The 12102-nt window shown below is 57.2% G+C and carries 14 protein-coding genes and 1 pseudogene; 9 read left to right on the top strand and 6 right to left on the bottom strand.

The window, feature by feature from the left end; all coding sequences use genetic code 11:
- Window positions 1–23: 23 nt before the first annotated feature.
- The 5 genes from MK6180000_RS13140 to MK6180000_RS13120 all read left to right on the top strand — a co-directional run bounded on the left by MK6180000_RS13140 (window position 24) and on the right by MK6180000_RS13120 (window position 4581).
- Entirely contained in the window at window positions 24–755 is a 732-nt protein-coding gene (locus MK6180000_RS13140) for a proteasome-type protease (protein ID WP_138936501.1), read from the top strand.
- Between the two features lie 443 nt (window positions 756–1198).
- Window positions 1199–1540 (top strand): DUF2946 family protein, encoded by a 342-nt coding sequence (locus tag MK6180000_RS13135; RefSeq protein ID WP_138935138.1) that lies wholly within the window; start codon window positions 1199–1201, stop codon window positions 1538–1540.
- 79 nt (window positions 1541–1619) lie between these two features.
- Window positions 1620–2726: an ABC transporter substrate-binding protein gene (locus tag MK6180000_RS13130; protein WP_138935137.1), complete on the top strand. Its 1107-nt coding sequence runs from the start codon at window positions 1620–1622 to the stop codon at window positions 2724–2726.
- A gap of 71 nt (window positions 2727–2797) precedes the next feature.
- Window positions 2798–3826: a FecCD family ABC transporter permease gene (locus MK6180000_RS13125; RefSeq protein WP_246040519.1), complete on the top strand. Its 1029-nt coding sequence runs from the start codon at window positions 2798–2800 to the stop codon at window positions 3824–3826.
- Window positions 3823–4581, top strand: coding sequence for an ABC transporter ATP-binding protein (locus tag MK6180000_RS13120; protein ID WP_171054624.1), 759 nt, complete (start codon window positions 3823–3825; stop codon window positions 4579–4581). The genes MK6180000_RS13125 and MK6180000_RS13120 overlap by 4 nt, the downstream gene beginning before the upstream one ends.
- A 368-nt stretch (window positions 4582–4949) precedes the next feature.
- Here MK6180000_RS13120 and MK6180000_RS20900 read toward each other — a convergent pair whose 3' ends face one another.
- The 4 genes and pseudogenes from MK6180000_RS20900 to MK6180000_RS13105 form a co-directional block, all read right to left on the bottom strand.
- Window positions 4950–5075, bottom strand: a complete 126-nt coding sequence (locus tag MK6180000_RS20900) for a hypothetical protein (protein ID WP_281284709.1) — start codon at window positions 5073–5075, stop codon at window positions 4950–4952.
- Window positions 5076–5124: 49 nt separating this feature from the next.
- Window positions 5125–5583 carry a copper chaperone PCu(A)C gene (locus tag MK6180000_RS13115; RefSeq protein ID WP_484335613.1) on the bottom strand — a complete coding sequence of 153 codons (459 nt, stop codon included), beginning with the start codon at window positions 5581–5583 and terminating at the stop codon, window positions 5125–5127.
- A gap of 645 nt (window positions 5584–6228) precedes the next feature.
- Window positions 6229–6429 (bottom strand): annotated as a pseudogene (locus MK6180000_RS13110) (tyrosine-type recombinase/integrase); the annotation flags it as partial.
- A gap of 107 nt (window positions 6430–6536) precedes the next feature.
- Window positions 6537–6965, bottom strand: coding sequence for a precorrin-2 dehydrogenase/sirohydrochlorin ferrochelatase family protein (locus tag MK6180000_RS13105; RefSeq protein WP_425466843.1), 429 nt, complete (start codon window positions 6963–6965; stop codon window positions 6537–6539).
- A gap of 725 nt (window positions 6966–7690) precedes the next feature.
- Here MK6180000_RS13105 and MK6180000_RS13100 point away from each other — a divergent pair.
- A complete protein-coding gene (locus MK6180000_RS13100; RefSeq protein WP_138935135.1) occupies window positions 7691–9043 on the top strand; it encodes an MATE family efflux transporter in 1353 nt (450 codons plus the stop codon).
- A gap of 22 nt (window positions 9044–9065) precedes the next feature.
- On the opposite strand, the gene MK6180000_RS13095 is transcribed toward MK6180000_RS13100, so the two are convergent.
- A complete protein-coding gene (locus MK6180000_RS13095; RefSeq protein ID WP_138935134.1) occupies window positions 9066–9470 on the bottom strand; it encodes a hypothetical protein in 405 nt (134 codons plus the stop codon).
- A gap of 42 nt (window positions 9471–9512) precedes the next feature.
- On the bottom strand, window positions 9513–10715 hold the full coding sequence (locus MK6180000_RS13090) for a pyridoxal phosphate-dependent aminotransferase (protein WP_138935133.1): 1203 nt from the start codon (window positions 10713–10715) through the stop codon (window positions 9513–9515).
- A gap of 98 nt (window positions 10716–10813) precedes the next feature.
- Here MK6180000_RS13090 and MK6180000_RS13085 point away from each other — a divergent pair, with 98 nt between their 5' ends.
- The 3 genes from MK6180000_RS13085 to MK6180000_RS13075 all read left to right on the top strand — a co-directional run bounded on the left by MK6180000_RS13085 (window position 10814) and on the right by MK6180000_RS13075 (window position 12094).
- Window positions 10814–11215 carry a helix-turn-helix domain-containing protein gene (locus tag MK6180000_RS13085; RefSeq protein ID WP_138935132.1) on the top strand — a complete coding sequence of 134 codons (402 nt, stop codon included), beginning with the start codon at window positions 10814–10816 and terminating at the stop codon, window positions 11213–11215.
- Window positions 11208–11468 (top strand): succinate dehydrogenase assembly factor 2, encoded by a 261-nt coding sequence (locus MK6180000_RS13080; protein WP_138935131.1) that lies wholly within the window; start codon window positions 11208–11210, stop codon window positions 11466–11468. The genes MK6180000_RS13085 and MK6180000_RS13080 overlap by 8 nt, the downstream gene beginning before the upstream one ends.
- Before the next feature lie 125 nt (window positions 11469–11593).
- On the top strand, window positions 11594–12094 hold the full coding sequence (locus tag MK6180000_RS13075; RefSeq protein ID WP_138935130.1) for a MarR family winged helix-turn-helix transcriptional regulator: 501 nt from the start codon (window positions 11594–11596) through the stop codon (window positions 12092–12094).
- The last annotated feature ends 8 nt before the right edge of the window (window positions 12095–12102 follow it).

Genomic DNA, 12102 nt, shown 5'->3' with positions numbered 1-12102 from the left:
GGCTTCTTTTCGGATGGAATGAAATGACGTATTGCATCGGTATGCGACTGAATCACGGTCTGGTCTTTATGGCGGACACACGCACCAGTGCAGGTGTTGACAATTTTGCGGTCAGTAAGAAAATGTTCAACTGGCAGGTGCCGGATGAGCGATCCATCACCGTTATGACGGCCGGTAATCTTGCGACGACACAGTCGCTGATCAGCCTCTTGCGGGAACGCTCCGTTTCAGAAGAAGATCGAGATCCAAGCATCCTGCGCCAGCCTACCATGTTTCAGGTTGCGCGGTTGGTTGGGGCTACATTGCGCGAGGTGATTGCTGGTTCTTCACCTACGGGGCAAACCTCGGATGACCAGTTTGGCGCTTCAGTCATATTGGGCGGTCAGATTAAAGGCGGTAAACCGACGATCTTTATGATCTACCCCGAAGGGAACTTTATCGAGATCACCGATGACACCCCGTTCTTTCAAATTGGTGAAACCAAGTATGGCAAGCCAATCCTTGTGCGGGCCTATGACAGCCGGATGGATTTCGCAGATGCGATCAAATTGCTGCTCGTGTCTTTCGATTCAACCGTAAAATCGAACCTATCCGTCGGCTTGCCTTTCGACCTTCACGTTTACGAGAACGATTCCTTTTCCTACGACCGCACCAAGCGGATCAATGCAGACGATGCAGTGTATGAGGCAATCGCGAAAGGCTGGGGAAATGCCCTGCGCGAAGCATTTCAGCTGCTACCGAGTTACAAACTTTGACCATTGCAGCTAGATTTGCGCCACCAAGTGCTGGCGCATGAATGCCGGAGTATGTAAGGACCACCCTGTTGTAAAAATGACCATCTCTGGGAATTATTTTCGATTAATTCGAATGTGCAACGGAATACCGCTCTCTGCCACAAGTTTCTCAAAACGCTCAGCAATGCGAATGCGAGTTAAGGTCCGCTTCGAGGCGGGACTGCTCATTCGACGTGTTTCTAACGAAGGTCAGCTTTGGGCCGGAAGCTGCATCAATCACGGAGGGCAGAAAGCAGACATCCGCCGCATGCGCGAGACTTGCTCGAAAAGCTGACTTCGCTGTCGCTTGTGGCTCAGCTGTGACCGAGAATTGCGTTGAACTTTCGGAGCACAACCTGCAAGTATCTCTCGATGGACAAATTTCGCAATTCACATTGAAGAGATCACCTCGATATAGAGGCTGGATGCTTCTCCCGGCTTTGGCGTGGCTGTTTATTCAGTTCAGCATGGCTGGGGTTATGCTCGGATCGTCTGCCAATGCGATGCAAGTCGAGATTTGCTCCTCCTTTGGAATTCAGACAATTTCAATTGACCCTGAAACGGGTGAGCCAGTTGAGCAAGCCGTCGGCAACGGCTGCGATTGGTGCCAGTCTTTTGGCGTCATGGTCGATATGGCCACGCGCAATGATGTAACATGGTCCGAGTTTGAACGAGACCACACACGACGGTTGCCCGTATTGCCGCCAATGTTTGGCCCCATGCGCCTTGTCGCGGATTTTCAAAGTCGCGCGCCACCTCTCCTTTGAGCTTTCACAATACCTAACCAACAAAACGAATTTCCCTGCGTGGGCAGTTCGAACAGCCTTGTGAACCAAAGGAAACCCTATGTTCAAAACATTCGCTCGCGGCGTTGCCGCAGCGGCCTTTTTGGCCTCATTCGCCTTGCCTGCATGGGCAGAAAACATCACCGTGACGGACACACTCGATCGCACAATCGAAATCCCAGAAGATCCACAGCGCATTCTGCTGGGCTTCTACTACGAAGACTTCCTTGCTGTGGCGGGCCCCGATGCCTACGACCGCGTTGTTGCGATCTCCAAAGACACTTGGGCCGGATGGCGCAATCTTCAGTGGAAGACCTATGCAGCGGCCATCCCGCGTCTAGAGGAACTGGCCGATGTTGGCGAAGTTGATTCTGGCACCTTCTCGCTGGAAGCAGTTGTTGCAGCCAAGCCTGATCTCGCGATTTTGGCGGCATGGCAATACCAGGCGCTTGGTGAGGTTGCAGACCGCATCGAAGCCGCTGGAATTCCTATTGTTGTGCTCGACTACAACGCCCAAACTGTTGAAAAGCACGTCCAGTCCACACAGCTTTTTGGCCAGATCATGGGCGAGCAAGAGCGCGCCAGGACGTTGGCTGATGAGTATGCCTCTCAGGTTGCCGCAATCGAAGACCGTCTCGCAGCCCTGCCCAAAGGGGATGCGCCCAAAGTCTATGTCGAGTTGGCGCGCAAAGGCAAAGACACTGTCGACAACTCTTACTCAGGAACCCAATGGGGTAGCGTGATCAACCAAGTCGGCGCGATCAACATTGCTGATGGTCAAATCAGCAACTGGGGCCCGCTTAGCCCGGAATATGTGTTGGCGCAAAACCCTCAGGCGATCTTGCTGGCGGGGTCTGGCTGGTCTGGTCGTGATGAGGCTGTGATCATGGGGCCAAACGTTGACAGCGCGCTGACGCATGAGCGCATGAAAGCCTACCTTGGCCGCCCTGGCTGGGACGGTTTGGATGCGGTCAAAAACGGCAAGGTCTTTGGCATCTACCACGGTGGGAACCGTACGCTTTATGACTACGCTTTTCTGCAGTTTGTAGCCAAGGGGCTTTACCCCGACGCCTTTGCAGACGTTGACCCACAGGCCTCGTTGGAGCGGTTCTTTGCAACCTATATGCCTGTAGAGTTCAAAGGCACCTACATGACACAGCTGCCATGAGCGGGCAGCCTTCAGGGCGCGAGATCTGCGCACCTGACATAACAACACAAGGGGCGGCGCAAGCTGCCCCTATGCAGCCAGTTTACAAACGGTTGATGACGCGGCGCATCGTCCATCTCGCTGCGACAACTGCAACCCTCGCGGCGCTCATTGTCGCCGACATTCTCATTGGCCCCGCATTCTTATCAGTTGGCGACGTTCTCAGCGCGCTTTTTACACCTACCCAAGCCAGTGCGATGGTGCAGGTGATCGTGCATGACATCCGTTTACCGATGACACTGATGGCCATTCTGGTCGGCATGTCACTTGGGACGGCTGGCGTTCATATGCAGACGATTCTCGCAAACCCTCTGGCCAGCCCTTACACGCTCGGCTTCTCGGCCGCAGCAGGGTTTGGCGCGGCCCTCGCTATTCTCACAGGCGTTACCTTGCCCTTCGCACCATGGCTGACTGTCCCTTTAGCGGCTTTCGTAATGTGTGCCTTGGCGGCAGCGCTCGTGTTTGCCTTCGCAAATATCCGTGGGATGAGCCCCGAGATCATGGTGCTCGCAGGCATTGCCACGCTCTTCATGTTCCAATCCGCGCAATCCATGGTGCAATATCTGGCCTCGCCGGAAGTGCTGCAATCCATCGTGTTCTGGCTGTTCGGTTCGCTGCTCAAAGCGAGCTGGAATAACGTGCCAATCGTCGCTGTTAGCTTTGTGTTCTGCAGCCTCATGGTTCTTCCCAATCTTTGGCAGCTCACAGCGTTGAGGTTGGGCGATGCGCGCGCCGCCTCGGTTGGTGTCGACGTAAAAGCACTGCGCATCAAGCTATTTGCCATTGTCGCTTTGCTCACAGCCAGCGGCGTTGCCTCTGTCGGCACCATCGGCTTTGTCGGCCTTGTCGCGCCTCATATTGCCCGCATGCTGGTTGGCGAGGATCAACGTATCCTGTTGCCAATGGCCGCGCTAACCGGAGCGATCACAATGACCGGGGCATCAGTCCTGTCCAAGCTGGTATCGCCCGGCGGTGTGATCCCCATCGGCATCGTTACCGCGCTTATCGGCGTGCCTTTCTTGTTTTTCCTCATACTTCGCGGCCAAAGGAGGCACTGGTGAGCCTGCAAACCGAAAACCTCGGCGTATGTTATGGCTCTGCGTCTATAGTTCGCGATTTCACCGAGACGTTTCCAGCGGGCCAGGTTACCGCAGTGATCGGCTGTAATGGCGCGGGGAAATCAACGCTCTTCAGGGCGATGGCTGGCTTGTCGCCAATGGCGGGCCAACTGAAGCTCGCAGAGCGCCCCTTGTCTGCGCGGGAACGCCGCCAACACATTGCATATATGCCGCAAGACATTGATGCGACGTCTTCTCTTTGCGTATTGGAGGTTGTTGTTCTCGGTCGCCTCGGATCTCTGGGAATGCGCCTGCCACCGTCCTTGGTTGAGGAGGCAACCGCTGCTCTCGAAGCCTTCGGCCTTGAGGAAAAGGAAGGTCGCACGTTAACCGAAATCAGCGGAGGACAGAGGCAACTGGTGTACCTCGCTCAGGCGTTGTTCCGCAAACCCCAAGTCTTGCTCCTCGACGAACCGACGGCAGCGCTCGATCTGCGGCATCAGCTGCTGGTTCTGGAACACGTTCGCAACTACGCACGCACCAGCGGGGCCTGTGTTGCAATCGCAATGCATGATTTAACGCTCGCTGCGCAGTTTTCAGATCGTATGATCGGCCTCAAGGATGGTCGCGTCATCGCCTCAGGCCTTGCTGATGACGTGCTGACTCCACAGAATTTGCATACAATGTATGGGATCAAAGCTGACATCAGCCGCGGCCCATTGGGACACCTGCACGTGACACCACTCCAAGCAGTCTAACGCTCATTGAACGTGGAACGCCGAGTTCAGCTGGGCGCACTGCGATCGTCTGTGAAGGCTTAAATTGCTAAACCAGTCATCACAAGCGGCCACGTTGGCAGGCACGCAATCAAAAAATCAGCAAGCGGTGAACGGCGGCTATGGGCCGCCCGCGCTTTGGAAAAATTTACTCTGGGTCGCAGTTTTGCTGCCTTGCAGAAGACGGCTTTGAGCCAGCAACTGTCCGTCCCGTGCCAAAGCGACTCCGCGCCCGGAGCGAGACGCGTCTCGTCGCGGTACGGCCCTGAGCGGATTCTTGAACACATAGTGCCGAATGGCATCTTCTTTGCGGTATTTCATGGACTTCGAGATGTAGGGGATCACGGTCATCAACCAGCGCGATGCGGCTGATTGTAGTCCTGTTCTCGGTCGTTTCCGTACTTGGTGTCGGCCAATGCCGCAGGTGCAGCCAGCCCGGCGCAGAGCGCCGACGCCGCGACGATTGAGTTCTTCATTGGATATAGCTTTCCTTATCGGCCCCCATAGGGTGCCGGTTTTATTTGATTATGGGTCTCGGCTCGCGATCCGCTCGTGGCTCGAATGGTCCATGTCACCATGGTCCGTATCAGCGCCACGCTCTTCGATGTTGAAGACGACGTCGATATCGCCCGCCTTCTCGAAGGCCAGGGTGGCGGGAACTTCCGTACCTCCCTCGAAGGGATCGGACAGCCCCATGAACATCACGTGATACCCACACGGAGCGAGCTTGATGGTTTCTCCTGCAGGAACGACGAGTCGCTCCACGTGGGTCATGGTGGCCACACCGTCCTTTTCTTCGGACTGGTGCAGCATCACCTTTGCAAAATCAGCCTTTGTACCGACCAGAGCATCCTCCGCGTCGCCGTGATTGGTAATCGTTAGATAGCCGCCAGTGGACTTAGCGGTTGCGGCGGTTTCAACTGCCATCGGATGGTCAATTTGCAAATCGCCCTTTTTGAAGTCGTGTGCGGCCGCAAGTGCCAGAGGCGGAGATTTCGCAGAAAATTAAAGACGCCTCAAAGCTGCGGCGGCGCTCGCAGGAGAGAAGATGAATGGGGAAGCTACGTGAGGCGCAAATGCTTCGCGGAGATGGGTGCATCGGCGAGAAAGTGAGGCCCCACATACGCTGGCACGACGGTGGACGCTGCCGTTGCCGCCGTATGGACGAGCGCGCATTGCTCATCTTAGTCAGATACCTTTATCGGCTTACCGTCGGCATCCATGGTGATCGTGCGCAGGCCGTCTCCTGTGCAAATGACCATGACACGACTGTCTACAAAGCTAGGCCGAGCCAACGCGGCAGAACTCATCGGCGCGACGATGCCGATTACCACTGTAAGTATGAGAAGCAATCTTGCGACGCATTGGATTATAAAGCGTCTTTTATCATGATATCTAGTTGAGGTAAGGGTCGTTGGTCTCGGCCGGAACCATAATTTCGCTATACCGGCCATGATCGCTAAAATCTACGCAGAAAGTAGCAAAGGGCAGCAACGTCCTGCACACCGACGTTTCTGTCGACAAAATGCTGCTTAACACGCGAACGGCTGGTCTGGTGAAGCTGCACCGCAGCGCTGGACGAGCCGGTCAATGGCCGCAAAGGGTCGCCTGCGGAGGCGACCCAGCCCTTCAAATCTCGATAGCTTCTGCGATCGCTAAGGCATCCTCCAGTTCGATACCGAGGTACCGGACGGTACTGTCCATTTTCGTATGCCCCAAGAGCAGTTGCACGGCTCGCAGGTTGCCCGTCTTCTTGTAGATCTGCGTGACCTTCGTTCGGCGCATCGAGTGCGTGCCGTAGGCTGTCGCTTCAAGCCCAATCAAGATGACCCGATTCCGAATGGGGCGACAGAGCCGGATAGCGGGCAGGTTTGCGGTAACCATGACAGATCCTCCGCCAACCCAACCAGCCGCAGCGCCGACTCAATGTCGGCACCTCACGATGCAACGCCGGTGCGACGAAGGGCTGCTTTGACCCCAAAGCGCACGACGTTGCGATCGGTGCAAATGGCTGGAAAAACAGTCGAGAGCGGATGTTCAATGCGGTGATGAAGTGACGAGCCAAAAACCCACCGCCACAAATCGCGCTGCTCACGCGGGCCATGGCGCATCGCGGCGCGGTCGCGAAGGCGTCCGGCGAGGGCCGGGAGGTCCCCCAAACGAGGTTCCAACGTTTCCTCCAGCCGTGTCTTGATTTGGCGAGCCAACACAGGGGCCTTGCCTTCTGTGCCTTCTGTGCCTTCTGTGCCTTCTGTGCCTTCTGTGCCTTCTGTGCCTTCTGTGCCAATCGCCAAAACGACCGGAGAGCGATCCGCGATTGACGGCGCATTTGCATCGCACAGGTCTGGTTGATCTACGACGTTCACCAATCCTCTGGCTTCTCTCGCTTGCCAGCCATTTCGTCGTCCGCAAAACGAGACAATTCTCTCCAAAAGGGGGACCACATCAGTGGGGGCATTGCATGCCACTACAGGACGTTCCCGAATATCTCGGAGCCAGCAAACGGTAGATCAAAGTTCTTTATCGTGCAGGCGTCGTGAACCCGCTTGTTCCCAGAACTGGCCGTGGATCGGTTCGTCACGTCATCTTTGGTCGGCAGCACCTCGATAACCTCCTCGCAAAGTTATATGCATTCCGGAGCGCGCCGCCGGAGTAGGCGCGAACTATCACCCGATTGCATTCGCCTGCCAGTGTGGGGCTGGCCCCGTTTAAGGAGGTTTTCGTAGATGTTCTGGATGGGAGGATCCCCTGCTTTCGCGCTCCCCAAAAAGTTAGAAATCGGGTCCATCTATGTTGATGTGCACGCCATCATGGACATGAAAATAGCGTCCTGAACTAGACCAAAAAGTATAAATTAAGCCGCCCGCTTTCGCGTGCTTTTTTTTGCCTTTTCTTGGGGTTCGCGAACTCTTGCCCCGATTTTCGCGAGATCCTTGCTCCCATTCTGATGGGGCTTAAGTGAAGGCGTTGTCTTCGCTTGTAATTTCGAGCTCTTCCGAGATAACTATGATCGGATTTACAACCGCCCATCCGGGCGCGGCGTGTCTGCCGCTAGGATGCGCCGCGCGTCCTTTTGATAACGAGCCCGCTCATGCAATCCGCCCCTTCATACCGCCGCGACGCGCGGTCCCTCCTGTCGCTGGGAATGCCGCTGATCGGCAGCCACTTGGCGCAGATGGCGATTCAACTAACCGACGCCATCATGCTGGGCTGGTACGGGGTCGAGGCGCTGGCCGCGCAAGTGCTTGCGCATATGTTCTTTTTCACGTTTTTCATCGTCGGGTCCGGTTTTGCCTTTGCGGTCATGCCTATGGTCGCGACCGCTTGCGCCGAAGGGGACGAGCGTCAGGTCAGGCGCATCACGCGCATGGGCTGCTGGGCGTCATTGGCCTTTGCCGCGCTGGTCCTGCCGTTCATGGTTGGGTCAGAGACGATCTTTTTGGCGCTGGCGCAGAAACCGGCGACATCTGCATTGGCCGCTGATTACTTGCGCATCGCGGGCTGGGTCATTGTGCCTGCGCTGATCGTGATGGTGCTGAAGTCATACCTGGCCGCGCTGGAGAGGACACAGGTGGTGCTGTGGCTGACCGTGGGCGGCGTCGCGCTGAACGCGTGCGTTAACTATGCGCTGATCTTTGGCAATCTGGGATTTCCAGAAATGGGCGTGCGCGGCGCGGCCATCGCCTCGCTGGGCGTGACCAGTCTGACGCTGGTGGCGCTGTGCATCTATGTCGCGATCGCTACGCCCGAACATTCGCTGTTCGCCCGCGTCTGGCGGCCCGATTGGGACGCGCTGCGCGACGTCGTCCGGCTGGGCTGGCCTATCGGTGTGACCAATCTGGCTGAGACAGGACTGTTTGCCGCGTCGTCGGTGATGATGGGCTGGCTGGGCACGCTGCAATTGGCGGCGCATGGTATCGCCCTGCAAGTGGTGTCGGTTACGTTCATGATCCATTTGGGCCTGTCCAATGCCGCCACGGTGCGTGCAGGTCAATCCTTTGGGCGGCGCGACCGGGCCAGCTTGCGCTCGGGTGCGCTGGTTGCGGCGATGCTCTCGGGGGGGGTTGCGCTGACCACGGCGGCGATCATGCTGGCGATCCCTGAATTACTGGTCGCGGGGTTTATTAGCCCGACCGAACCGGACCGCGCAGCCGTTATGGTCATCGGGACCGGCCTGCTGGCTGCGGCGGCGGTGTTTCAGCTGGCCGATGCGGGGCAGGTCATGGCGTTGGGCCTGTTGCGTGCGGTGCGCGATACGCGCGCGCCAATGATCATCGCCGGGATCAGCTACTGGGTGATCGGGATACCTGTCAGCTATGTTCTGGGATTTCCTATGGGGCTGGGCGGCATAGGCGTGTGGATCGGGCTGGCGATCGGTCTGGTAGCCGCATCGGTACTGCTGGGCGTGCGGTTCTGGCGCTGGACGGACCGCTGGGACGCCTGAGGCCGCGTGAGCGGACAGAGCCTCACTCCTCGCCCAGCAGCCTGTCCGCTTTTTTTCGCACGAGCACCGTCCGCAAATCATGCATTGCCAGCAGCAGCGCGTCGGTGACGGCCTCGAGCTGTTCGTCTGTCGCCTTACTCTGGACCCAGTGTGACGTGGTGTTCAAATAGTCCACCGCACGGTGGATATCGTCGATGTCGCGGTATTCCAGCAGCTCCAATCGCTCGGCCATCCACTCGCGGATGACGGTGTTATCCTCGTCCGTTAACTCGCGCTCGCCATGCGGCTTAATCTCTCCCTTGCGGATATTGACCACGGCGATCTGGTCCAGATCGATCCGGCGCTGCCGGTTCTCGGTATCCACGCGAAACACAAAGGCACCGTTCTCACGCACCCGGAAGTAATAATCGGGCAGCTCTCCGGTCATATCCGCTCCCTTAAGCTGTCAGGCGACGCTCTTGCCAAGCGTTCAGGTCAGGCTCTTGCAAAAGTCCTGAATCCGAGTGCAGGCATCGAGCAACGCCTCGTCCGAGGTAGCGTAGCTGACGCGGAAGTTAGGCGATAGCCCGAATGCCGCGCCGAAAACAACGGCGACACCCTTGTCCTCTAGCAGCGCAGTCGCGAACACCTCGTCATCGGTAATCTTGGTGCCGCTGGGTGCCGTCTTGCCGATGCAGCCTGCAATCGACGGATACACATAGAATGCGCCCTCGGGCACCGGGCACTCGATACCCTTTGCGTCATTGAGCATCCCGACCACCAGATCCCGGCGGCGCTGGAAAATCTCGTTATGCTTGGGGATGAAGTCCTGCGTCCCGTTCAGCGCCTCGACAGCCGCCCATTGGCTGATGCTGCACGGGTTCGAGGTACTCTGGCTCTGGATTTTGCGCATGGCGGCGATCAGGTATTCGGGACCGGCGGCATAGCCAATGCGCCATCCGGTCATAGCATAGGCCTTGCTGATGCCATTGCAGGTCAACGTGCGGTCATACAGCTTCGGCTCGACCTCGGCGGGGGTGCAGAATTTGAAATCGTCGAACACCAGATGCTCGTACATATCGTCGGTCATGATCATGACGTGGGGATGGCGCAGCAAAACGTCCGTCAGCGCCTTTAGCTCGTTCCAGCTATATCCGGCGCCAGTGGGATTCGACGGCGAGTTAAAGATGAACCACTTGGTTTGCGGAGTGATGGCCGCATCCAGCTGATCGGCGGTGATCTTGTAGGCGGTATCCATGCTCGCCTCGACGAACACAGGCTCCCCGCCCGCGAGCAACACCATGTCGGGATAGCTGACCCAGTAAGGCGCGGGGATCACCACTTCGTCGCCGGGATTCAGCGTGGCCATGAGGGCATTGTAGAGGATCTGCTTGCCTCCGGTGCCGACACTGACCTGCGCCGGGACATAGTCCAGATTATTATCGCGCTTCATCTTGGCGCAGATCGCCTGCTTCAGCTCGGGGATGCCGTCGGGGGCGGTATAGCGCGTCTTGCCTTCGTCGATGGCGCGCTTTCCGGCCTCGCGGATATTTTCGGGAGTGTCAAAATCTGGCTCACCGGCGCCTAGGCCGATCACGTCGCGGCCGGCTTCCTTTAGCTCGCGTGCCTTGGTGCTGACTGCGATGGTGGGCGATGGCTTTACCCGCGACAGGGTCTTGGACAGGCTGATCATGGCGGTCTCCGGTTTGAAAGTTCGGCGCTGTTGTTCTAGGTTGCGCAGGAAGCCTGATCAAGCAGGATAAAGAGATATGCCCGTGAGAGGACATGAATATGAACGATGAGACGAATGAGGAATGGTTCGACCCAGAGGCAACAACCTTCGGCGACCGTCTGGCCGGTGCACGCGAGATTGCGGGGATGACGCAAGCCCAACTGGCCAAACGCATAGGCGTTAAGAAAAAGACGCTGGAAGATTGGGAAGACGACATTCGCGATCCACGCGCGATGCGACTGTCGATGCTGGCGGGCTTGCTGAATGTTTCGCTGCTGTGGCTGCTGACCGGCGAGGGCGATGGGCCCGGCGATCTGGGGACTGCGACAAGCTATGTGCGCGGCAGCCACCAATTGCTGGACGAAATCCGCAACATTTCGGCGCAAATGTCCCTAAACGCCGAGCGTCTGCTGCGCGTCGAGCAGGAACTTCACGCACTTTTGAAAGACGAAGATGAGTGAGTCTCGCGATATCCGCCTTCGCAGGCTGACCATGCGCTCAATGCGGCGGGGTATTCGCGAGATGGACATCATTTTGATGCGCTACTCCCGCGCGCGCCTTGACGGGCTGACTGATGCGCAACTTGATATCTACGATGCGCTGCTGGATGAAAACGATCAGGATATCTATCAGTGGGTCAGCGGCCAAGTCGCCGCCCCCGGGCAGTATCGCGCAATTATAGAAGATATCTCTGCGGTGCCTGATACAGCGTAATGCCCGCAATTTCGGCGAAATAGATCGCATTTTATCGGTAAAAGCGTTTTCTGATCGTAGTTTAACCGATTATTCGGCAATTTAGTTCAGTTTCTGTTCTTGAGCAGTCAAGCACGGAGATAGAAATGAGTTTGCACAAATCCATGGCGCCCCCAGCCGCCGAACAGGGCTTCATGGCCGGATATTTGGACGCCTTGTCACTAGTCGAGCGGTTGCACCGCTTGCTGCTGGACGTCATCAAGGACGAATTCGAGCGCGTCGGCGTGTTAGATATAAACGCAGTGCAGGCGCTGCTTTTGTTCAACATCGGCGATAATGAGGTGACGGCCGGCGAATTGAAATCGCGCGGCTATTACCAAGGCAGCAACGTCAGCTACAACCTCAAGAAACTGGTCGAAATGGAATATATGCACCACCAAAAGTGCGAAATCGACCGCAGGTCCGTGCGCGTGCGCCTGACGCCCAAAGGACGCGAGATCCGCGACGTTGTAACCGACCTCTTTGGACGGCATGCCGAAGGGATGCAGGCGCATGGCGTTCTGGGGACAGACGGGATCGACCAGATCGCCGGGTCGCTGCGCCGGGTGGAGCGATACTGGACCGATCAGATTCGCTATATCTATTAAGCGCGCCA

Source organism: Roseovarius arcticus (assembly GCF_006125015.1).
Classification (GTDB): domain Bacteria; phylum Pseudomonadota; class Alphaproteobacteria; order Rhodobacterales; family Rhodobacteraceae; genus Roseovarius; species Roseovarius arcticus.
The sequence above is the reverse complement of the archived record's forward strand: the minus strand, read 5'-3'. Positions and strand labels throughout refer to the sequence as shown.